The sequence below is a fragment of the Neorhizobium sp. DAR64872/K0K18 genome, from assembly GCF_050500175.1.
Taxonomy (GTDB): Bacteria; Pseudomonadota; Alphaproteobacteria; order Rhizobiales; family Rhizobiaceae; genus Neorhizobium; species Neorhizobium soli.
The window spans coordinates 1,176,172-1,197,116 of record NZ_CP191445.1 but is presented as its reverse complement, the minus strand read 5'-3'; the positions used below and the strand labels follow the sequence as shown (position 1 = coordinate 1,197,116).

At 60.7% G+C, this 20,945-nt stretch carries 20 protein-coding genes; 5 read left to right on the top strand and 15 right to left on the bottom strand.

From position 1 onward, the window contains the following. Positions 1-5: 5 nt before the first annotated feature. The 5 genes from ACQY1P_RS05295 to ACQY1P_RS05275 all read right to left on the bottom strand — a co-directional run bounded on the left by ACQY1P_RS05295 (position 6) and on the right by ACQY1P_RS05275 (position 5,342). Complete coding sequence (locus tag ACQY1P_RS05295) at positions 6-803, bottom strand: ABC transporter ATP-binding protein (RefSeq protein WP_325265771.1); 798 nt, start codon at positions 801-803, stop codon at positions 6-8. Between the two features lie 10 nt (positions 804-813). Continuing rightward, positions 814-1,719 (bottom strand): nitrate ABC transporter permease, encoded by a 906-nt coding sequence (gene ntrB, locus ACQY1P_RS05290; protein ID WP_062463249.1) that lies wholly within the window; start codon positions 1,717-1,719, stop codon positions 814-816. A 74-nt stretch (positions 1,720-1,793) separates the two neighbouring features. After that, complete coding sequence (locus ACQY1P_RS05285) at positions 1,794-3,092, bottom strand: CmpA/NrtA family ABC transporter substrate-binding protein (protein ID WP_062578323.1); 1,299 nt, start codon at positions 3,090-3,092, stop codon at positions 1,794-1,796. Positions 3,093-3,439: 347 nt separating this feature from the next. Next, entirely contained in the window at positions 3,440-4,723 is a 1,284-nt protein-coding gene (locus ACQY1P_RS05280; protein WP_430253303.1) for a CmpA/NrtA family ABC transporter substrate-binding protein, read from the bottom strand. A 19-nt stretch (positions 4,724-4,742) separates the two neighbouring features. Continuing rightward, complete coding sequence (locus ACQY1P_RS05275) at positions 4,743-5,342, bottom strand: ANTAR domain-containing response regulator (RefSeq protein WP_062463239.1); 600 nt, start codon at positions 5,340-5,342, stop codon at positions 4,743-4,745. An 803-nt stretch (positions 5,343-6,145) separates the two neighbouring features. On the opposite strand from ACQY1P_RS05275, the gene ACQY1P_RS05270 reads away from it, so the two are divergent. After that, the gene (locus tag ACQY1P_RS05270) at positions 6,146-6,493 is read left to right on the top strand and encodes a hypothetical protein (RefSeq protein WP_325265770.1); all 348 of its coding nucleotides are present in this window, start codon (positions 6,146-6,148) and stop codon (positions 6,491-6,493) included. 78 nt (positions 6,494-6,571) lie between these two features. Here ACQY1P_RS05270 and ACQY1P_RS05265 read toward each other — a convergent pair whose 3' ends face one another. Together ACQY1P_RS05265 and ACQY1P_RS05260 are read right to left on the bottom strand one after the other, a co-directional pair. Beyond that, the gene (locus ACQY1P_RS05265; RefSeq protein WP_325265769.1) at positions 6,572-7,900 is read right to left on the bottom strand and encodes an FAD-binding oxidoreductase; all 1,329 of its coding nucleotides are present in this window, start codon (positions 7,898-7,900) and stop codon (positions 6,572-6,574) included. 111 nt (positions 7,901-8,011) lie between these two features. Continuing rightward, a complete protein-coding gene (locus tag ACQY1P_RS05260) occupies positions 8,012-9,388 on the bottom strand; it encodes an aspartate aminotransferase family protein (RefSeq protein WP_430253301.1) in 1,377 nt (458 codons plus the stop codon). 360 nt (positions 9,389-9,748) lie between these two features. On the opposite strand from ACQY1P_RS05260, the gene ACQY1P_RS05255 reads away from it, so the two are divergent. From ACQY1P_RS05255 to ACQY1P_RS05245, 3 genes are read left to right on the top strand one after another with little or no spacing between them, the layout of a single operon-like run. After that, positions 9,749-10,414 carry a haloacid dehalogenase type II gene (locus tag ACQY1P_RS05255; protein ID WP_325265767.1) on the top strand — a complete coding sequence of 222 codons (666 nt, stop codon included), beginning with the start codon at positions 9,749-9,751 and terminating at the stop codon, positions 10,412-10,414. Positions 10,415-10,423: 9 nt separating this feature from the next. After that, positions 10,424-11,701 (top strand): NAD(P)/FAD-dependent oxidoreductase, encoded by a 1,278-nt coding sequence (locus ACQY1P_RS05250; protein WP_430253299.1) that lies wholly within the window; start codon positions 10,424-10,426, stop codon positions 11,699-11,701. Positions 11,702-11,717: 16 nt separating this feature from the next. Further along, entirely contained in the window at positions 11,718-12,071 is a 354-nt protein-coding gene (locus ACQY1P_RS05245; RefSeq protein WP_092662688.1) for a cupin domain-containing protein, read from the top strand. A gap of 91 nt (positions 12,072-12,162) precedes the next feature. Here ACQY1P_RS05245 and ACQY1P_RS05240 read toward each other — a convergent pair whose 3' ends face one another. From ACQY1P_RS05240 to ACQY1P_RS05215, 6 genes are all read right to left on the bottom strand, one after another. Continuing rightward, on the bottom strand, positions 12,163-13,011 hold the full coding sequence (locus tag ACQY1P_RS05240; RefSeq protein WP_325265765.1) for a GNAT family N-acetyltransferase: 849 nt from the start codon (positions 13,009-13,011) through the stop codon (positions 12,163-12,165). 150 nt (positions 13,012-13,161) lie between these two features. Further along, positions 13,162-14,088 carry a 2-hydroxyacid dehydrogenase gene (locus tag ACQY1P_RS05235; RefSeq protein ID WP_092662684.1) on the bottom strand — a complete coding sequence of 309 codons (927 nt, stop codon included), beginning with the start codon at positions 14,086-14,088 and terminating at the stop codon, positions 13,162-13,164. 67 nt (positions 14,089-14,155) lie between these two features. Next, positions 14,156-15,205 (bottom strand): M20/M25/M40 family metallo-hydrolase, encoded by a 1,050-nt coding sequence (locus tag ACQY1P_RS05230; RefSeq protein WP_430253297.1) that lies wholly within the window; start codon positions 15,203-15,205, stop codon positions 14,156-14,158. After that, positions 15,202-15,369 carry a hypothetical protein gene (locus ACQY1P_RS05225; RefSeq protein ID WP_430253295.1) on the bottom strand — a complete coding sequence of 56 codons (168 nt, stop codon included), beginning with the start codon at positions 15,367-15,369 and terminating at the stop codon, positions 15,202-15,204. Before ACQY1P_RS05225 ends, ACQY1P_RS05230 begins: the two co-directional genes overlap by 4 nt. Positions 15,370-15,395: 26 nt before the next feature. Further along, on the bottom strand, positions 15,396-16,547 hold the full coding sequence (argE, locus tag ACQY1P_RS05220) for an acetylornithine deacetylase (RefSeq protein WP_430253293.1): 1,152 nt from the start codon (positions 16,545-16,547) through the stop codon (positions 15,396-15,398). A 21-nt stretch (positions 16,548-16,568) separates the two neighbouring features. Next, positions 16,569-18,023: an NAD-dependent succinate-semialdehyde dehydrogenase gene (locus tag ACQY1P_RS05215; RefSeq protein WP_430253291.1), complete on the bottom strand. Its 1,455-nt coding sequence runs from the start codon at positions 18,021-18,023 to the stop codon at positions 16,569-16,571. Positions 18,024-18,185: 162 nt separating this feature from the next. Here ACQY1P_RS05215 and ACQY1P_RS05210 point away from each other — a divergent pair, with 162 nt between their 5' ends. Further along, positions 18,186-19,229, top strand: coding sequence for a tartrate dehydrogenase (locus ACQY1P_RS05210; RefSeq protein ID WP_430253289.1), 1,044 nt, complete (start codon positions 18,186-18,188; stop codon positions 19,227-19,229). A 53-nt stretch (positions 19,230-19,282) separates the two neighbouring features. On the opposite strand, the gene ACQY1P_RS05205 is transcribed toward ACQY1P_RS05210, so the two are convergent. Together ACQY1P_RS05205 and ACQY1P_RS05200 are read right to left on the bottom strand one after the other, a co-directional pair. Next, on the bottom strand, positions 19,283-19,762 hold the full coding sequence (locus tag ACQY1P_RS05205; RefSeq protein WP_092662674.1) for an Lrp/AsnC family transcriptional regulator: 480 nt from the start codon (positions 19,760-19,762) through the stop codon (positions 19,283-19,285). A 118-nt stretch (positions 19,763-19,880) separates the two neighbouring features. After that, complete coding sequence (locus ACQY1P_RS05200; RefSeq protein WP_430253287.1) at positions 19,881-20,735, bottom strand: GNAT family N-acetyltransferase; 855 nt, start codon at positions 20,733-20,735, stop codon at positions 19,881-19,883. Positions 20,736-20,945 lie beyond the last annotated feature (210 nt).

Below are 20,945 nucleotides of genomic sequence, written 5' to 3'. Positions count from 1 at the left end.
GTCGGTTACTCCGCAGCTTCGACGAAGCGGTGACGTTCGTAGAGGAACTTCAGCACAGCTTCGCGGGACTTGAGGTAGGTTCGGTCGGCCGCGAGCGCGATGCGGTCGCGTACCCGCGGGATTGGCACGTCAAGCACTTCACCGATGCGGGCGGCCGGGCCGTTGGTCATCATGACAATGCGGTCGGAGAGCAGCACGGCCTCGTCGACGTCATGGGTGATCATGATCATCGTGTTGCCAAGGCGGGAATGGATCTCCATCACCGCATCCTGCAGATGGGCGCGGGTAAGCGCATCGAGCGCACCGAAAGGTTCGTCGAGCAGGAGGATCTTCGGTTCCATGGCGAGCGCGCGAGCAATCCCGACGCGCTGCTTCATACCGCCGGAAATTTCGGAAGGGCGCTTGTCCTTGGCATGCGCCATCTGGACGAGGTCCAGGTTGCGCATCACCCAGTCATGCTTTTCGGCCCGCGTCTTCCTGCCGGCAAAGACCTTGGAGACCGCAAGATTGACGTTTTCGTAGACGGTCAGCCACGGCAGCAGCGAATGGTTCTGGAAAACGACGGCGCGTTCCGGGCCAGGCGCATTGACCTCTACGTTTTCGAGCAGGACGGCACCGGCGGAAACCCGCGTCAAGCCAGCGATCAGGTTCAGCAGGGTCGACTTGCCACAACCGGAATGGCCTATGATGGAGACGAACTCGCTCTTGTCGATGGTGAGCGAGATGTCCTTCAGCACCTCTGTTGTTGTGCCGGCGCGTTCGAAGTTCTTGTCGACGTGATCGATTTTCAGGTAGGCGCTCATGGCCGTCTCCTCAATTCCTGGCGGTGCCGCGGGTGACGATCGAGCCGAGCAGGCCCACCAGCTTGTCGAGGACGAAGCCGGTCACGCCGATATAGGCGAGCGCCACGATGATGTCGGTGAGGCGCGAGGAATTCCACGCATCCCAGATGAAGAAGCCGATGCCGACGCCGCCGGTCAGCATTTCCGCCGCCACGATGGCAAGCCACGACAAGCCGATGCCGATGCGAAGGCCGGTGAAGATGTAAGGGGCTGCCGCCGGCACCATGATGCGGATGAAGAACTCGAGCTGATTGAGGCGCAGCACCCGGGCGATGTTGCGATAGTCATCCGGAATGTTGCGCACGCCGACCGCGGTGTTGATGATGACAGGCCAGATCGAGGTGATGAAGATGACGAAGATCGCGGACGGATTGGAATTCTGGAAGGCGGCGAGCGAGAGCGGCAGCCAGGCGAGTGGTGGAACAGTGCGCAGAATTTGGAAGATCGGGTCGAGGCCGCGCATGGCCCAGACCGATTGGCCGACAAGGGCGCCAAGGAAGACGCCGACCACTGCTGCAAGCCCGAAGCCGATCGCGACACGCTGAAGCGAGATCAGCACGCGCCAAGCAAGACCTATGTCCTGCGGCCCGAAATCGAAGAACGGATGGGCGATCAGGTCATAGCTGTCGATCCAGACCTGCGATGGCGGTGGCAAAGTAGCGCCAGCACCGGAGCAGGCGATCTGCCAGATGGCGAGGAGCGCGATCAGCACCACCAGCGGCGGCAGTACGTTGCGACAGACGGCAGTGGCGGCGCGCCGGATGTTGAGCTTGCGGGCTGAGGGCTGCACCATCATGACAACGGTCGCGCTTTTCTCCGACGCCGCCGGCGTTTCTGGCGTTGTCGCCTGGTCTGACTTGCGGGCTGTTGCAGTCATGGTGATCCCTTCAAGTGATGTTCGTTCTGGACAAAACAGGCCCCCCATGCGCTGCCGCGTGAGGGGCCGCTGCTTCAGGCACTTGCCTTGATCGTCAGGCTCTCGAGATAGGCCTTCGGGTTTTCCGGATCGAAGACCTTGCCGTCGAAGAAGGTCTCTTTTCCACGCGAGCTCGACGCCGGAATGTCGGCGGCAGCAATGCCCAGATCGGCTGCTGCCGCGCGCCAGATGTCCTCGCGGTTGACCTTGTCGACCAGCGCCTTGATGTCGGTATCGGGTGCGAACTTGCCCCAGCGGACGTTCTCGGTGAGGAACCAGGCGTCGTGGCTCTTGAACGGATAGGAGGCATGGTCCTTCCAGAACTTCATCTCCAGCCCGGTATTCTCGACAAGGCGCCCGTTGCCGTAGTTGATGGTGCCCTTGAGGCGGCCGGCGACATCCTTCGGCGGGACGTTGAACCACTGGCGCTTGCCAAGAATGGCGGCCATCTCTTCCTTGTTGTCCATGCTGTCGGCCCACATCTGGGCTTCCATGACGGCCATCATCAGCGCACGCGCGGCATTCGGGTTCTTCTCGATCCAGTCGGAGCGAAGCCCGAGCGCTTTTTCCGGATGACCTTTCCACATCTCGCCGGTGGTGCAGGCAGTGAAGCCGATACCCTGGTTGACGAGCTGCTCGTTCCAAGGCTCGCCGACGCAGAAGGCGTCCATGTTGCCGACCTTCATGTTCGCCACCATCTGCGGCGGCGGCACCACGATCGTCGACACGTCCTTGTCCGGATCGATGCCGCCGGCGGCAAGCCAGTAGCGGATCCAGAGATCATGGGTGCCGCCGGGAAATGTCATGGCGACCTTGATCTCGCTGCCGGCAGCCTTCTTGGCGGCAAACGCCTCCCGCAGCTTGGAAGCATCGAGCTGGACCCCGGTCCCGGCATATTCCTTGGCAACCGAAATGCCTTGGCTGTCGAGGTTGAGGCGGGCAACGATCGACATTGGCACCGGTACGTTGTTCTGGGTCACCTTGCCGGTGGACATGAGATAGGGCAACGGGGTGAGGATATGCGCACCGTCGATGCCGTTGGCGGCACCGCCGAGCACGAGATTGTCGCGCGTCGCGCCCCAGGATGCTTGTTTGAGCACTTCCACATCCGGCAGGCCATGCTTGGCAAACAGGCCCTTTTCCTGTGCAATGATCAGCGGCGCGGCGTCGGTCAGCGCGATGTAGCCGATCTTGAGGCCGCTGACTTCCGGACCTGCCGAGGCGGCGAAGGCGCCGGACGGAAATGCGGCGCGCACAGCACTTGCCAGGGCAACGGCAGAACTGATCTTCAGGATCTGCCGGCGGTTGATGTTCATTCCTGTAGTCTTCGTCATAGCGTTGTGCCCCTCTGGTGTGACGGAGATCCGGAAACAAAAAAACGCCGCGTGCCCGTCTGCCGGGTCCGGGCGATAAGCGCCGGACGGCAAGGGAGCATGCGACGTCGGTGTCGGATGGGTATTTGCGCCTGATCGGGCGCTCATCTGTCCTGCGATCGCCATTGACCGCGGACAGTTAGATACAAGCAAACATCGTGCCAGATCGAAATAAGGCCATCAACGGGAACGATTAGTTTGCATTTTCGGGCAGTTGCCGAATGCGTAGCCGATTGCAGGGCAAGCGGCGCTGCACGTTATGAAGCCTGACTTTCGATGCAGATGCCTCAGCTTTGCGCACCGCGCGATTACGCTTCGGTCACGTCGTCGCCTGATGACGTCGAGCGAACTGCAAAACGCTCCGCATAGGCCTGCACATCACGAGGGTCGAAAATCTCCCCGTCCATGAAGCCATCATATCCCGATGCACTTCGTTCGCCCGGCTCATCCGGGGTGGCCGCGTTTGCGCCCAGCGCCATCTCGTAGAGGTCGGGCCGGAAGGCGCTCCTGACCCGTGCCATGCCTTCTTCGCTGAAGTCGGTCTGGCCCCAGCGTATCATCTGGCTATAGATCCAGCTTGCCTGGTCCGGCCGCGGATAGTTTGCCGCCTTGCCGTGGTAGAGAAAGTAGTCGGGAACGACCCGCGTCGTGCCCTGCGCATCCAGACTGAATTCGCCGCTGAGGACACTGCGGATAATGCTCGTCGGCGCCGCGATATAATCGGGGGCGCTGAGGATCTCTGCGAGTTCGTTGTGATTCTGGGCGTCGTCGCACCACCGCGCTGCCCTGTCGAGCGCAACGATGAGGCGCGACACCGTATCGGCATTGGTCTCAGCCCATTCCGGCCGCATGCCCAACACTTTCTCCGGCGCCAGAGGCCATATGTCCTGCTTGACCGCGACGATCCTGCCAGTCCCGCGTTCAGAGGCGATCATGTTCCAGGGCGCACCGACGCAAAATCCATCGATCGCGCCTGCCGAAAGCGCATCGGATGTCAGCGGCGGCGGCACCACGACCAGCTTGACGTCGCGGTCCGGATTGATGCCGCCAGCTGCCAGCCAGTAGCGGAACTCGTAATTGTGCGAGGAAAACGGATAGGTCATGCCAAGCGTCGGCATGGCTTCGCCGCGGGCGCGCATGTCGGCGAGTAGAGCCGCGAGAGCCTTCGCATTGGCAAGCGCGCCCGCATCATCGGCAAGCCCCGTCAACGACTTCATCCGCTCGAAGATCCGCGCCGACAGCGTGATGGCATTGCCGCCGCGGCTAAGCGAAAAGGGTGTGATCGTCGGCGAAGGATTGGATCCCAGCCCCAGCATGGAGGCGACCGGCATCGGCGACAGCATATGGGCAATGTCGAACTGACGAAACGCCAGCCGGTCCCGCACATTGGCCCAGGTGACATCCCGTACCAGTTCGAGACGCAGTCCCTCCCTTTCCGCAAAGCCGAGCTCGGCTGCAACGATCAGGATCGCGGCATCCATCAAAGGGATGTATCCCGCGCGCAGAAGCCTCTGCTCCTTGCCGCGGACACGTGACGGCGCTTTGACGGCGCTGTCGCCAGATTGCGTGGAAACACGATCACTCACCAGCATTCTCCGATCGATGCCGCGCTCAAAGCAGCATTCCTGCAGCCGTGACGACGCTTTGCGCGATGTCTGCCAGCTTCTTCTTCTCGTTCATCGCCGTCTGGCGTAGCAGCGCGTATGCCTGTTCTTCGCTCATCCCCCGCATCCTCATCAAAATGCCCTTGGCCCGCTCGATGACCTTGCGCTCCTCAAGCGCACTGCGTGCCTCGGCGAGTTCGCGCTGCAGCCGGCTGAAGGCATTGAAGCGGCTCACCGCCATATCGAGGATCGGTTTGATCCGTTCTTTCTTGAGGCCATCGACCACATAGGCCGAAACCCCGGCATCAACAGCAGCCTCGATCGCCGCCGTATCGGATCTGTCCACGAACATGGCAATTGGCCGCGAAATCATCCGGGTGAGCTGGAACATATGCTCCATCATGTCACGATTTGGATTTTCAATATCAATGATGATGACATCCGGATCCATCGTCTCGATCAGCCGCGCCACGCCCTGCATTTCATGGATGACCCTGACATTCAGGTGCCCCGCCTCGTTCAAACCCTCTTCGATGATCGAACCCCGGATGGCGTTCTCGTCGATGACCAGGATCGTTAGGTCCGTGGTGATTTTTGATCTGCTCATGCCGGGGCACCAGAGCAATGGCATGCGAGATGCAAGCGACCCACGCTTGACGCAGCCCCCCGACCCCGGAGCAAAGACGCACTCGTGTTGCTCACGATGGTCAGGGTATGCCTCACGTGGACATCGGGTGCGGCAATGACCGGCGACGCAAGTCCTTTGATCCTATCATGGCTCGAAAATGCGCTGATCGCTCTCATTCCGATGCAGCTCAGCGCAATCACGATGCATTGGATGGGCGTGTGAACTGCCAATGACGTCTCCCGGCAAACTATCTCCCGGTCACACGCAATTCTTAGGCCATGTGTCTAGTTGGAGTGATGGGGAAGAAAACTGGCTGGGCGAAACCGTACTGGAGCGTCAATTCGAGTATGTTCTCCATGCCCGAATGCATTCTGTAGGCGCGCTTACCGCTAAAATGGCCCGGATCGTCTGGGGCGTTCTGACAAAGTTGGAGCTCTTTATGAACGCAGAGATCCTGTAGTCCCCTGACGCTCTAAACTCGATTGCAATGCTCGTGAATAGTGATGACCCACCATTGGATCGATATGCAGGAGACCCGCAAGATAGCGGGCTTTGTGCTCGAACCATCTATCGGGAACAGTCCGTGCGGATCCCCTCGTATCCCGTCTACAACTTTAGGTTACTTGCGAGAGAACGGATGAATCCAAGCGACTGGAACAGTCATCCGCGATGTCGCGAAGCCTTGCGCGGACATCGCCGAGCTGGAAGCAGCAAAGGTTGCCAAACCCAAGCTGCTGTTCCTCGCGTGCAACAATGGCGACAAGGACACCTAGCGCGATCTGATGCAGACAGTGCTGATCGACAAGATCCCGGGTTACCAACCGACAACCCTGCAGGTTCACGGTGATATCGCCGACAACATCATATCCTTGGAGATCTTGTATCTTATGGAGCTGCAGTTCATGGCGGCAGCCAGCAACGATCTGATGGCGCGTATCGCGTCTGGTGAGATCGACACAAAGGAGAAAAAGCTTCTCGACCGTTATGCCGAGGAGCTTAATCCAAATATTTGGAATGGTCTTATTTACAAGTCTTATTGGTTTCGGGGCGTGATTGCGCCGAGACCTGTAAAATCGGCCGCCTTGATGGAGTTCGCACGGTCGGCAATTCCGCATTCGCCAAATCACTGATGACACGCGTGAAATCGCTCGCCCTGCCACCGACCGGTCGTCAAGCCGCTACCTTGCACGTTGAGAAGGCAGATGCCGCTAGAATTCGGAAACCTTGCCCCACGATGCCTTGGCGAAACGTTCCAACCTATAATTGGCCGGGTCGACGAAGGTAGCCTGCCCGGTCAACATCTGCGCGACAAGGAGGCCGGCACCGGGACCGATGCCAAACCCGTGACCGGAAAACCCGGCCGCGATCATCAGGCCCGGAATCTTGTCCACCGGGCCAATCACCGGCACGCCATCGGGCGTGCTGTCGATGTAACCGGCCCACGTGGCCTGAACGGGATTGGCAGAAAGGCCGGGTAGAAGTTTTCTTGCTCGTGCAAGCGTATCCTGCGCAATAGCGCGGTTCGGCTTCGGGTCGAGAATACGGGCCCGCTCCATGGGCGTCGGCCGGTCGAGCTTCCAGATGCGGCGCGTCTCGTGTTTCCAGCCCCAGCCCTGCAGACTGCCCGCAGAAAGGTTGCCCCAGCGACGGGTGAACATCGGCAGGAAGGCTTTGGCGTATCGAATATTCTGCGGCGTCGGGTCGAGCTGCGCCCGGCCGGAAACCGCCAGCGTCCAGCCGCCATCGCCGCGCGCGGTGATCGACACATCTTTTGTATGAAGCGCTGGTGGAATGTCTCCGGCGGCACCCGGACCAACAGAGAGGATGGTCGAACGCGTCGATGCCTGTGGCATTCCGACGCCAAGCTGGTGGCAGAAGGACGATGCCCATGCCCCACCTGCAACGACGACCTGCGACGTAGCGATGGTTCCCTTTTCTGTCACCACGCCGCTGACGCGACCGGCGGAAAGCTCGACACCGCGCGCGGCACATTCCTGCAAGACTACCCCACCATACTTGATGACGCCGAGCGCCAGAACGGGCGCGGCACGAGATGGATCGGCAATGCCGTCATCCTGCGAAAACACGCCGCCCTTCCAGGCCTTGGCCGTCGCTCGACCACGCTCGGCGGCCTCCTGCGGCGTCAGCATGGCGGTGCGCACGCCTTGGGTGATGGCAAAGTCGCGCCACTTCGCCCAGCCGGCGATCTCGCTTTCGTCATCGGACAGATAGGTCAGACCACAACGGCGGAAACCAGCATCCTCGCCAATCTCGGCTGCGAGCGCATCCCAAAGTTCGAGGCTTTTGGTCGCCATCGGCAGTTCGCGGGCATCGCGGTTCTGCTGGCGGCACCAGCCCCAGTTCCGGCTCGATTGTTCCGCGCCGATCCGGCCCTTTTCTAAGAGCACGACACTGACGCCGGACCGCGCCAGATAATAGGCGATCGAGGTGCCGACGATGCCGCCTCCGATCACCACCACATCAGCGCGGGCCGGCAGATCGGTTCCGGTGGCAATCGTCATCAGGGGCGCGGGCATAAAACTCTCCAGGCAAAACAGCAATGGTCTCGGCGTGCGACCCTATATGGTCGCCGTGAAATGCGGATCACGCAGCGGCAACGGTCGCGGCGTGTTCCTGTTCAAAATGGTCTAGCCCAATTGCGCACGTACATCCGCGTCCTCGAGCGTCAGGTCAAGCACATGCCGGGTGCGCTCGATGATGGCGTCGATTTCGGCTTCGGTGCAGCACAGAGGCGGCGCATAACCAATGACACCCCAGGCAAAAGCGCGAATGACAAGGCCGGCATCCCAGGCGCGCTCAAAGATACGCGTCGAAGGCAGGGATGCAGCGGGCAGCGGTGTTTTCTTGGCCTTGTCGGTGGTCAGCTCGATCGCGGCCAGCATGCCGCGACCTCTCACATCGCCGACCAGCGGATGATCCTTCAGTGACTGGAGACCTGCCTGCAGGCGCTCGCCCATCAGGCGACCGTTGTCGAGCAGTCCGCCCTCATAGAGGTCGAGGACTGCGAGACCAACGGCAGCCGAGACCGGGTGCGCGGAATAGGTATAACCATGGCCAACGACTGCCTTGCCGGCACCGTCGGCAATCGTCTGGTAGACCTTTTCCGACAGGAACACGGCACCCATCGGCACATAGCCAGAAGTCAGGCCCTTCGCTGTGGTGATCATATCCGGCACGATGCCGTCTTCGCTCGAAGCAAACATCGGGCCGGTGCGGCCGAAAGCGGTGATGACTTCGTCGACGACGAAGAGAATGTCGTATTCGGTGCACAGATCGCGCATTGCCTTCATCCAGCCCTTGGGCGGCACGATGACGCCGCCGGACCCTTGGATCGGTTCGGCATAAAATGCCGCGACGCGTTCCGGCCCGCCCAATTCCTCGATCTTTGCCAGAAACTGTGCCTTCGAGTGTTCGATGATGGCGGCAGCATCATCACCCACCGGGTTGCGGTAGGGATAGGGCGACGGGATCTTGTGCTGCCAGTCATAAGGCACGCCGAAACCGGCATGGAAAGCGGGAATGGCGGTAAGGCCGGCGCCGGCGGTCGAGGAGCCGTGATAGCCGTATTCCAGCGTAACGAACTGGTCCTTCTGCGGCAGACCGCGCGCGTGCCAGTAATACCGGACGAACCGCACCGTGCTATCGACAGCGTCGGAGCCGCCGAGCGTGAAATAGACATGGTTGAGGTCACCGGGCGCATGATCGGCCAGACGTGCCGCCAGCCGGATTGCCGGTTCCGAACCGAGGCTGAAATAGCCGGTGGCATAGGGCAGTTCGCGCATCTGCTTCATGGCGGCCTCGACGACGCTTTCCTGCCCGTACCCGGCATTGACGCACCACAGGCCGGCAAAACTGTCGATCAGTTCCTTGCCCGAAGCATCGCGCACCGTGGCACCTTGTCCCGACGTCAGCACGCGCACGCCGGCCGCTTCATGACCACGCCAGCTGGCGACCGGATGGATGAGATGGCGGCGATCGAGTTCGACAAGAGAATTGGACAGCATGATCATTTCCGGTTGTTGCGCCCGACCTGCATCGTTCAGATGAGCAGTGGCGACCTTTGATATGGCCCGATTATCCGGCCCGGAACGCGCACTGTTCGGTTGATTGACCGGCTGCCACGAAAGATTGCGCTGTTCGTGATCGATGATGCCAAAGGATATGCCGGCGCAGCGCAAAGCAGATGGCAATGGCGGGACAGCGTTCGCGCGGCTCCCGCAAGATCCTATCGCCGCGGCCTCGACATACGGTGTTTTGTGCTTCTGCCGACCCGCAATGCGGCCGGTCCATCTTCAAACAGGCCATAGGATTTGTGTCAGGAGCCGCGAAGGCTCGCCAACGCTCGCAACACAGGAATTCCCGCCATGACTTTCCGACCGAAGTTCGTCACCTTCGATTGTTACGGCACGCTCACCAATTTCGACATGGCGGGCGCCGCACGACGCATTTACGGCGATGATCTGGCCGAACCTGACATGCTCGCCTTCATCAGGAGCTTTTCCGCTTATCGTCTCGACGAAGTTCTCGGCGCGTGGAAGCCTTATGCGGACGTGGTTCACAATGCCGTGGAGCGCACTTGCGAGAAACATGGCGTGCCGTTCAAGGCCGAAGATGCAAAGCGCATCTATGAGGAAGTTCCGACCTGGGGTCCGCATGCCGACGTACCGGCCGGGCTCGCAGCCGTTGCCAAAGAGATCCCGCTCGTCATCCTGTCCAATGCGATGAAGAGCCAGATCATGTCCAATGTCGAAAAGCTCGGCGCGCCTTTCTTCAAGGTGATCACCGCGGAAGAAACCGGCACCTACAAGCCGCAGATGAATGGCTTTGAATACATGCTCGACGTTCTGGGTTGCGGGCCGGAAGACATTACCCATGTCTCCTCGTCCTTCCGCTACGACCTGATGACGGCGCATGATCTCGGCATCAAGTCAAAAGTCTGGGTCAACCGCAAACACGAGCCGGCCAACCCGTTCTACGAGTATACCGAGATCAAGGGCATTGGCGGCCTGCCGGGCGTGTTTGGCCTTTGAGGATGTGACATGAAATACCTCTCCTACTGGCACGATACGGCGCCCGCCTTCGATGCGGCATCGAAAGATGCCGCTGGCGGCAGCTTTGACTATGCGGTCATCGGCGCGGGCTTTACCGGGCTGGGTGCTGCCCGCAAGCTGGCTCAGGAGGGGCATTCCGTCGTGGTGCTCGAAGCCGAAACTGTCGGCTTTGGGGCATCGGGCCGCAATGGCGGCCATCTCAACAACGGCATCGCTCACAGTTACGGCCATGCCCGTGAAACCTTCGGCCCAGACAAGGCACGTGCTATCTACAAGGCGTTCGACGATGGCATTGCCACGATCGAGCGGATCATTGCGGATGAGAAAATCGACTGCAATTTCCGGCGGTCCGGAAAGCTGAAGCTGGCCTCCAAACCGGCGCACTACGAGGGCCTCGCCCGCAATTTCGAGGCGCTGCACAAGGATGCCGACCCGGATACCGCAATGCTCAGCCGCGCCGACCTCATCAACGAGGTGCGTTCCGACGCCTTTCATGGCGGCATGTTGCAGACAAAGAGCGCGATGATGCATATGGGCCGGTTCGTCAGCGGGCTTGGAACAGCCGCAGCCCGTCACGGTGCCGTCATCCACGAGGAGACACCCGTGACTTCGCGCGAGCGTGACGGCAATGTCTGGCGGCTGAGGACGCCACGCGGCGAAATTTCGGCAGGCAAGGTTCTGCTGGCGACCGGCGCCTATACCACCGCTGCTTTCCCCTTCTTCCGCCGCCGCATTATTCCGGTCGGCAGTTTTCTGATCGCCACCCGTCCGCTGACGGATGCCGAGGTGGCGGCGACGGTTCCGGGCCAGCGCACCTACGTCAACACCATGAACGTCGGCAATTATTTTCGCCTGGCGCCGGACGACCGGCTGATATGGGGCGGGCGGGCGCGTTTCTCCGCCAGTTCGGACCAGCGTTCCGATGCCAAGGCCGGCGCAATCCTGCGCGACAGCATGGCAAAAATCTTTCCGCATCTGGCCGATATCGACATCGATTATTGCTGGGGTGGTCTGGTGGACATGACCAAGGACCGCTACCCGCGCGCCGGCGAGGCCGAGGGCCTCTATTACGCCATGGGTTACTCCGGCCACGGTGCGCAGCTTGCCACCCACATGGGCGAGATCATGGCCGACCTGATGACAGGTTGCATCAACCGCAATCCCTGGGATGGCCTCGCCTGGAACGCAGTTCCCGGCCATTTCGGCAAACCCTGGTTTCTTCCCCTGGTCGGCGCCTATTACAAGGCGCTCGACCGCTTCCAGTAATTTTCAGGAGCAAGACATGAGCCTTCTCATCAAATTCGACCAGTCGAAACTCGGCACGCCGGTGACACGCAAATGCGACCCGGAAAAGCTGGTGGAGGGTGATCCGACCTACAGCACATGGGCATTCGAGGATGCCCGCAACGGTGAAGTGATCACCGGTATCTGGGAAGCCACGCCGGGTTCAAACCATTCCATCAAAGGCGAGAAGTTCGAGTTCTGCCACCTGCTAGAAGGTGTCATCGAACTGACTGAACAGGGCCAGGAGCCGCGCATTTTCCGCAAGGGCGACAGTTTCATGATGAAGCCAGGTTATGTTGGCATCTGGAAGACCATCGAAACCGTGCGCAAAATCTACGTCATCGTCGGCTGAAGCCGACCCACGCAGCAGAATCCCCAACGACTTGACCCGGAAACATCGCTGTTTCCGGGTCTTTTTTGATCACTGCACTATCGAAGAAAAATCAACACAGCGCCTGGCTGGCCAGCGCATAGACACGCCCGCCGCCGTATGGGGTGGCTCCTTGTGCGCCGGGCCGGGTCATTGCGATACCGCTGCCGACATGGGCAAGGCCCGCGGCTTCGACCAGCGCGACATCCGCCGCCGCATCGGTAAGATCCACACGCAGGAACTTTCCGTCATGGCGTGCGATGGAGGCTGCAAGCAGCGTCCTGAAAGCTTCTTCGTCTCGCGCAACCAGCGGCCCGAGTATGTGGCCGCGTCCAAACGGGCGGCAGGAGGCAAAACCGCGCAGACCGTTTTGATCCCGCGACAGCAAAAAGGGCTTTTCCTCGATCAACAGCTTCATCAAGGCGCGGCGGTCGAGGCCCTGGGCTGCCGCATCGAATGCGATCAGTTCCGGTAAGTCGGCATACGTCACCTCAGCGACCTCGGCATCAATGGAGGCAGCGCTGACAATGCCCTGATACTGACGGATCTCGCCGGTCGCGACGAAACCGAGTTTCTCATAAAGCGGCAGACCTGACTGTGTGGCGATCAGTCGGCATTCGCGACCACCGGCACGTTCCAGCAGCTTTTCCACCAGCCGGCGCCCGACACCAAGGCCGCGCATTGCCGGATCGACAATGATCATGTTGCAGGTAGCCGCCGTATCACCGTAAGGCGTGAGCAGCGCCGTTCCCATCAGTTTGCCATCACACACCGCGCCAAAACCCTGGCTGATCTCGAGCAGAAACTGCCAATCTTCCAGACGATGCGGCCAGGCTTCCTGCTGGGACAGACGCTGCGCCTCGACTGCATCGGGAGGTCCGAGATCGACGATGTTGATGTCAGAAGCGGTAACGGTCTGCATGAAGCCTCCACTGCGATAACATCCGATCCTCGCATGAGGCGGCAGTTGCAGGTCGCCGGGGATGGATGCCGTTGCCGCATTTTCTGCCAAGTTTCGAACGTGCTGCGAACGTTGCTGCCACAAGGCATGTGCGACACCCGACCATCCGGATCAATATCCGTGCTTCGGATCGACCAGCCCCTTCGGCAGTTCGCCGTTCAGATGCCGGCGGATGTTGGTGATGGTCGCCTCGGCGGCGCTTTCCGGGCGGCTGTGGCCGGCGATATGCGGTGTCAGCACAACATGCGGATGCGACCACAGACGGTGGCCGACCGGCAGCGGCTCGGGATCGGTGACATCCACGAACGCACCGGCGAGATGGCCGCTGTCGAGTGCTTCAAGAAGTGCGTCCTGATTGAGATGGCCGCCACGGCCCGCATGCACGAGGCCGGCACCCTTCGGCAATTGTGCGAAAAGTGTCGCATCGAGGATATGGCGCGTTTCATCCGTCAGCGGCAGCAGGCAGACGAGGATATCGGTTCCGGCCAGCATGTCGCGCAGGCCATCGGCGCCGTGGTAGCAATCGACGCCGTCGATGGTTTTGGCGGTGCGGCTCCAGCCAGCCAGCTTGAAACCAAAGGGGCGCAGCGCATTGACGGTCGCCATGCCGAGTTCGCCCAAGCCGAGAATGCCGACCTGCCGCTCGTCAGGCCAGACGAAATCGCGGGTCTTCCAGATTTCCTGTCGTTGCTGCGCGAGAAAGGCCGGCAGGTCGCGGTGCAGGCCGAGAACGCCCATCACCACATAATCGCGCACCAGCGTGGTAACGCCCTCCTCGATCATCCGCACCAGTTTTGCGCCCGGCGGGATATCGACGGCGGTCATCTGGTCGATGCCGGCGCCGGTCGAGAAGATCAATTCGAGATTGGGGTAACGCCTTGCGAGATTGTCCGGAAATGTCCAGGCCATCAGATAACGCACATCGGCCGGATCAGCCTCTTCCACCGAGCCCGCAAAGCCGACCTCCGGCATATCGCGGCCAAAAATCTTGCGGAACGTTTCTACACGGCCGGGATAGGACAGGATCTGAAAGGTCATTGCTTCTCCAGTTAGGTGCACAGGGCTGCCCGCCTTGGGCGTACAGCAATAAACCATATGACCTGGCTCAATCTTCCAGATCGGTAACGCCGAGGATCACAGCCAAAAGCGCATGCAGTGAGCGCAGTTGCGGTTCACGATCCACGTCGATCCATTCCTCGAGCGAGTGGGCACGGCCGCCGACACCCGAGCCGGAACCGATGCAGACCGCCGGCACGCCGAGGCTGATCGGAATATTGGCATCGGTGGACGATGCCGTCAGGCGCGGTTCAAAACCGAAAGCCTTGATCGCATCGAGACTCGACGTGATGATTGGCGCATTGTCGGCAACGGCGCCTGCGGGGCGGTGGCCGATGCGCTTGGCCTCGACCGTTACCTTGCCGGTAGAGATGTCGGCACGGGCGTTTTCGGCAGCGACCGCCTTTTCCAGCAGGGCATGGAATTCGCCATCGATGCGGTCAAGCTCGGTTTGCGACACGGAGCGCAGATCGAGTTCGAACCACACGGTTTCGGGCGTCGCGTTGATCGAGGTGCCGCCGCCGAAGACGGAAGGGGTCGCGGTGGTTTTGGGTTCCGTCGGCAAATGCAGTTCCGAAAGCCCCGTCAGCACTTCGGCCATGGCATAGGCCGGATTGACCGTGCCGAACGCGCCATAGCTATGGCCACCAGGACCATTGAAGGTCACGCGGTAACGATAGGAGCCGACCGCCTGATTGACGATGCGCGCCGTTTCCGGGCCATCGACGGAAATGAAGCCGTCGATGCGGTCGCGATACTGGCCTTCCGTAAACAGATGGCGAATGCCGCGCAGGTCACCCTTGCCCTCTTCGCCGACATCACCGACGAACAGGATCGTCTTTTTCGGGCGTATGCCGGACTGCTTGATGGCGCGCATCAGCGTCAGGTTGGCGGCAAGGCCGCGCGTGTCGTCACCGACGCCCGGTGCGAAAAGTTTGGTCCCCTCACGGCGAACGGTAACATCGGTGCCTTCGGGAAAGACCGTGTCCAGATGTGCGGCAACGACGAGATAACCGTCATTGCCGGTGCCGCGGATCAGGCCGCAGACATTGCCGATCTCGTCGTGTGCGGCCTCTTCCAGCCCGGCTTCCTGCATCATGTCCAGATAGGCGGCAGCCTTGCGCTCTTCCCGGAAGGGGGAGCGGGGATCTCGGTCAGCGTGATCAGTTCGTCGACGAAGCGGTCATAGCCAGCATCGATATGGGTAAGTGCACTCTTGAAGCCGGCGTGGGCGAGCACTTTGCGGGTAATGTCATTGGTCATGAAATGGCTTTCTTGAGAATCTGGCGTCAGACGTCGCGACACAATTCTGCACCGAGCCTGCGCAGCATCGCCAGGCATTCCTGCAACTCGGACAGAAGAATGAATTCGTCAGGACCATGCGCCCGCCCGATATCGCCTGGCCCGCAGATGATCGATGGAATGCCGGCCTCATGATACAGCCCCGCCTCGGTGCCGTAGCTGACGGCCTGAACCGAAAGATTGCCACTGAGCCGCTCCATCAGCGCGACAAACCCGCGATCCTCGCAGGGCGGCAGCGCTGGATACTGGGAGGTTTCACGCCATGTGGCCGAAAGATTGCGTCCTGTCGCCTTCGCTTCGGCGTTGAGCGCGTCGATACGGTCGATAATCGAGATGCTCAGCGCACGCGGATCAATGCCCGGTATGGCGCGTGCTTCGAATTGGATTTCGGCGCTGTCGGGAATGATGTTGACGGCAGCGCCGCCGTGTATCACGCCGGCCTGGCAGGTAGAATGAGCCGGTGCAAACCGCTGGTCGAAAGGCCCATCCCTTTCCATTGATTGCGCCATCTCACGGATATGCACCAGCATGTCGGCTGCGGCATATATGGCATTTTCGCCGAGCGCCGGTTTGGAAGAGTGACCCGCCTTGCCGGTAAAGTGCAGCTCCAGCGACTGTTTGCCCTTGTGAGACAAGACCGGCCGCATGCCGCTCGGCTCGCCGATGATGGCGCCCACCGGTGGGGCGCAAAGCTCCGGGAGCTGGGCAATCATGTGGCCGACGCCGCGACAGCCAATCTCCTCGTCATAGGAAAACGCCAGATGCACCGGGCGGCGCAGAGGCATGGCGGCAAACTCCGGCACCATGGCCAGAATACAGGCAAGAAAACCCTTCATGTCGGTGGTGCCGCGTCCAGTCATTTTTTCTCCACTTACGGAGAGCCGAAACGGATCGGATGCCCAGACCTGATTGTCGACCGACACGACATCGCTGTGGCCGGACAGGATGTAACCCGGCTTGTCGCGCGGACCTATTGTTACGAACAGGTTGGCGCGGTCGCTTTCCGGTCCCGGCAGAACCGTCACGTCGATGCCGTCATGCGACAGGTGTGACCGTAGGCAATCGGTCACCACAGTATTTGGCGTGCCGGGAAGTGACGGGATGGCGACCAGATCGGAGAGTATTTCCTGCACAGACATCCGCGTCCCCATCTTTGTCAATTACAGTCCGCCGATATGAAAGGTCTTGGTCTCGAGATATTCCTCGATACCCAGTTGCGAACCTTCCCGCCCGAGGCCCGACTGCTTGATGCCGCCGAAGGGGGCCACCTCGGTCGAGATCAGCCCGGTGTTCAACCCCACCATGCCGGTCTCCAGCGCCTCACCGACACGGAAAGCTCGCGCCAGATCGCGGGTGTAGAAGTATGAGGCGAGACCGAAAGGCGTGTCGTTGGCAATGGCGATCGCCTCTTCTTCGGTTTCGAAACGGAAAAGCGGCGCCACAGGCCCGAAGGTTTCTTCTTGGGCGAGTATCATCTGCGTGGTGGCGCCGCTCAGAACCACGGGCGTCACGAACTGCGCGCCCTCTGCGCCGGAAACGGCCGAGGAAATGACCTTGGCACCCTTGGCGAGCGCATCTGCGACATGGCGGTTGATCTTTTCCACGGCGGCCGAGTTGATCATCGGGCCGATATCCATGCCATCCGTCAGGCCATCGCCGACCTTCATTGCGGACACACGTGCCGCCAGCTTTTGCGAGAAGGCGTCGTAAATGCCGGCCTGGACAAGAATGCGGTTGGCGCAGACGCAGGTCTGGCCGCCATTGCGGAATTTTGATTGCAACGCGCCTTCAATGGCGAGATCGAGATCGGCGTCATCGAACACGATAAACGGCGCGTTGCCGCCGAGTTCCAGCGACAGGCGCTTCACTGTGCCGGCGCATTGCTGCATCAACAGCGAACCGACGCGGGTCGAGCCTGTGAAGGACAGTTTGCGCACCACAGGGCTGGAGGTCAGCACGCCACCGATCGCCTCGGGCTTGCCTGTCAGCACATTTATGACACCGGCCGGGATTCCGGCCCGCTCGGCCAGAACGCCAAGCGCGAGCGCCGACAACGGTGTGAAGTCGGAGGGCTTGATGACGACGGTGCAGCCGGCAGCCAATGCCGGCGCGACCTTGCGGGTGATCATCGCGTTTGGGAAATTCCACGGTGTGATGATGGCGCAGACGCCGACGGCTTCCTTCATCACCATGATGCGGCGCCCGGCTGTCGGCGACGGGATAGTGCTGCCGCCGATCCGGCGGGCCTCTTCGGCAAACCATTTGATGAAGGCATTGCCATAGGCGATTTCGCCACGCGCTTCGGCAAGCGGCTTTCCCTGTTCGAGCGTCAGGATGCGTGCCAGATCTTCCGTGTGCTCGTTAAGCAGCGCTGACCAGCGTTCCAGAAGTTTCGCACGCTCTGCCGCCGGGCGGGCGCGCCATTCCGGTAGTGCCTTTTGAGCAGCGGCAATCGCCTGCGCCGTATCCTCTGCCGTACAGTCGGGCACCTCGGCGATCACCTGTCCATCGGCGGGGTTGACCACCGCGATACGTGCGCCGTCTGACGCATCACGCCATTCGCCGCCGATCAGGCAGCTCGTCTGGAAAAGAGAGGTATCTGAAAGCCCAAGCATGAAAACATCCTTTCGTCTTGATCCATATGTGCAACGTCGGGCGCGAACGATCATGCGGTTCTTTTCCAGCGCCGGGCAGAATATGCTGCGCTCGTCGAAAAGACCGGCAGCAAATCACGGAGAGGTCTGCGACCCTTGCGACAAAGACATGAGGAGACATCGATGGCTGCCCACAAGATTGCATTGATCCCCGGCGACGGGATTGGAACACCGGTCACTCAGGCCGCATGGAAGGTGATTTCACAGGCCTGCGCGCTCGACGGCGTGGAGCTCGACGGCACCTGGTTGGACTGGTCCTGCGACACTTTTCTCAAGACCGGACGGATGATGCCGGAAGACGGCAGCGAAACATTGCGCGCATTCGATGGCATTTTGCTCGGTGCCGTCGGCTGGCCGCAGAAAGTGCCGGACTCGGTATCGTTGCACGGATTGCTTTTGCCCATCCGCAAGAATTTCACCCAGTACGCCAACATTCGACCTCATCGCCTTCTGCCGGGCGTGGTCGGCCCGTTGCGGACTGACAATTTCGACATTCTCTGCATCCGGGAAAACACGGAGGGTGAATATTCCGGTGCTGGCGGCCGGGTGCATCAGGGCACGGCCGATGAAGTGGCGGTCGAAACCTCGATCTTTACCCGTAAGGGCGTCGAGCGAATTTTGCGTTTCGGTTTCGAGCAGGCCCGGAAACGGCGCGGCAAACTGGCATCGGTGACAAAGTCGAATGCCCAGAAATATTCGATGGTGTTCTGGGACGAGGTCACCGATCAGCTCGCCGCCGAATATCCGGATATCGAGGTGTCGCGTTATCACGTCGATGCGATTGCTGCCCGCTTCGTGATGGCGCCGGAAACACTGGATGTCGTTGTGGCTTCCAACCTGTTCGGTGATATCCTTACCGATCTCGGTGCTGCCATCCAGGGCGGGCTGGGTTTTGCGGCGTCCGCCAACATCAACCCGGACCGCTCTGCCCCGTCCATGTTCGAACCTGTCCATGGTTCGGCACCGGATATCGCTCATCTCGGCATTGCGAACCCGATCGCCGCCATCTGGTCGGCGGCGATGATGCTGGAACATCTGGGCGAAACCGCATCGGCCGCTCGGGTCATGGCGGCCATCGAGGCGACCACGGCAGCGGGCATCGGCACGACACCCGGACAGAATTCGACGGACGAAATTACCAGGGCGGTCAGCGACCGCATCGTCTGATCAGCAACGACAGGACGAGCGCCTGCCGGTCCGACTGGCGGGCGGATTCATCTTCAAGACTCGGGAAACAGGGTGCGCAGCGGCAGGTGGTGTTTCACGAAGGGTGATTTCATCACGATGAAGCTGAAATACTTGTCGATGCCGATCTCGGCCTCGAGCAGGCGCTCCATCAATTCCTGATAGTCGGAAATGCTGGCCGTCACGAATTTCAACAGATAGTCATAACCACCGGAAATAAGGTGGCATTCTATCGCCTCTTCAACCTTTTCTATCGCTTGCTGGAAGCGCGAAAAATCGTTCTGGCGATGGTTGCTGAGCGTAACTTCGGTAAACACCGTGACGGTGGGCCCGAGTTTTGCCAAATCGATATGGGCGGAATAACCGGTGATATAGCCGACCTGCTGCAGCTTCTTCACCCGCATCAGGCAGGGGCTGGGCGACAGGTGAACGAGGTCGGCAAGTTCAACATTCGTCAGGCGTCCGTTTTTCTGCAACTCGTGCAAAATCCGAATGTCGATGCGGTCAAGCTTCACGTCTGTACCCTTGCGTTATCCGGCCATCCGGCCATCGCGTGCATGATATCGGGGAGTTTGCGATCCAGCCAGAGCAGAAGTCACGTCTCTCCACCGGTGGAGGTTGGCGCGGCAGATCCTATCCCAATGCCTGATTGGCCAGTCCGTACACCGTCAGTTCCGGCGCCTTGCCGATCGGCTCCAGTTGCATCGTGGTGACGTGATCGAACAGGACAAGGCCCGCCTGTTCAAGCGCTGCCTGCAGCGGTCCGTTCGGATGGCGCGTATCCATGCGCAGGAAATTGCCTTCGTGAGCCGCAATGAGCGGGCGGATCAGGGCGATGGCATCCTCTTCACTGGCGGCCACGACCGGGCCGAGCACATGGCCACGGCCGAAGCGGCGACACAGGGCGTAACCATTGATCCTGCCATTTTCCGCCAGCACCGTCGCTTCCGACAGCCGCAGAAGATGTTCGACGACATGGCTGCGGTCGGAGCCGAAACCGCGACGGTCGGCGTCGATGATCGCGCCAATGTCGGCGTCGGTCATGGACCCCACCCGCGTATCTTCGCCTGGCAAGGCAATTGCCGTTCCCTGATGCTGAAGCACCAGCGCATATGGCTGAAAACCCATCGAAAGATAGAGATTGTAGGCGGCCTTGGTGGCGTTGAGCCGCCGTACCTTGCCTTTTGTCCGCTGCAACATTTCATCCATCAGCCACCGGGCGGCGCCATGGTTCTGCAGGCGCGGCGAGGTGATGACCATGCCGATATTGGCGACACCTTCGCCGAGTGGAAACAGCATGGCCGAACTGACCGGGCGGCCGATCTCGTCAAAAGCGACGACACCTTCGCCGAGCGCCAGTGCCACGGCCCAGTCCTCGGGGCGATGCGGCCAGTTCACGGCGATCGAAAGCTCGTGCAACCGAGGAATATGCTCCTCCGCCATCGGAACGAGCTGAAGCTCGAAATTGTCGATTTTTCTCGTTTCCATGCCGCTATCCGCTCACCGCCGCTTCTGACAGAATAACACTCTAGAGAGGTATCGCAGCATATTCCGCGCTTTACCCGTGGCTGCGCATCATTTTCTTCTGCCGAGTTTCTTGGGCAGGGCGCCAAATGCGCAGTATCTTCGGTCCCCTGAGGTCCATACGGCACAAATGCCCATCCATCCTCCGGTAACCTGTCGGCACCACGGTCGAGC

Coding starts and splice junctions, on each gene's coding strand:
- ntrB (WP_062463249.1), bottom strand. CDS start 1,719: ATGACTGCAACAGCCCGCAAGTCAGACCAGGCGACAACGCCAGAAACG.
- ACQY1P_RS05250 (WP_430253299.1), top strand. CDS start 10,424: ATGAAATACCTCTCCTACTGGCACGATACGGCGCCCGCCTTCGATGCG.
- ACQY1P_RS05235 (WP_092662684.1), bottom strand. CDS start 14,088: ATGACCTTTCAGATCCTGTCCTATCCCGGCCGTGTAGAAACGTTCCGC.
- ACQY1P_RS05210 (WP_430253289.1), top strand. CDS start 18,186: ATGGCTGCCCACAAGATTGCATTGATCCCCGGCGACGGGATTGGAACA.
- ACQY1P_RS05245 (WP_092662688.1), top strand. CDS start 11,718: ATGAGCCTTCTCATCAAATTCGACCAGTCGAAACTCGGCACGCCGGTG.
- ACQY1P_RS05295 (WP_325265771.1), bottom strand. CDS start 803: ATGAGCGCCTACCTGAAAATCGATCACGTCGACAAGAACTTCGAACGC.
- ACQY1P_RS05215 (WP_430253291.1), bottom strand. CDS start 18,023: ATGCTTGGGCTTTCAGATACCTCTCTTTTCCAGACGAGCTGCCTGATC.
- ACQY1P_RS05240 (WP_325265765.1), bottom strand. CDS start 13,011: ATGCAGACCGTTACCGCTTCTGACATCAACATCGTCGATCTCGGACCT.
- ACQY1P_RS05200 (WP_430253287.1), bottom strand. CDS start 20,735: ATGGAAACGAGAAAAATCGACAATTTCGAGCTTCAGCTCGTTCCGATG.
- ACQY1P_RS05260 (WP_430253301.1), bottom strand. CDS start 9,388: ATGCTGTCCAATTCTCTTGTCGAACTCGATCGCCGCCATCTCATCCAT.
- ACQY1P_RS05230 (WP_430253297.1), bottom strand. CDS start 15,205: ATGATGCAGGAAGCCGGGCTGGAAGAGGCCGCACACGACGAGATCGGC.
- ACQY1P_RS05270 (WP_325265770.1), top strand. CDS start 6,146: ATGCAGACAGTGCTGATCGACAAGATCCCGGGTTACCAACCGACAACC.
- ACQY1P_RS05255 (WP_325265767.1), top strand. CDS start 9,749: ATGACTTTCCGACCGAAGTTCGTCACCTTCGATTGTTACGGCACGCTC.
- ACQY1P_RS05275 (WP_062463239.1), bottom strand. CDS start 5,342: ATGAGCAGATCAAAAATCACCACGGACCTAACGATCCTGGTCATCGAC.
- argE (WP_430253293.1), bottom strand. CDS start 16,547: ATGTCTGTGCAGGAAATACTCTCCGATCTGGTCGCCATCCCGTCACTT.
- ACQY1P_RS05280 (WP_430253303.1), bottom strand. CDS start 4,723: ATGCTGGTGAGTGATCGTGTTTCCACGCAATCTGGCGACAGCGCCGTC.
- ACQY1P_RS05265 (WP_325265769.1), bottom strand. CDS start 7,900: ATGCCCGCGCCCCTGATGACGATTGCCACCGGAACCGATCTGCCGGCC.
- ACQY1P_RS05285 (WP_062578323.1), bottom strand. CDS start 3,092: ATGACGAAGACTACAGGAATGAACATCAACCGCCGGCAGATCCTGAAG.
- ACQY1P_RS05225 (WP_430253295.1), bottom strand. CDS start 15,369: ATGACCAATGACATTACCCGCAAAGTGCTCGCCCACGCCGGCTTCAAG.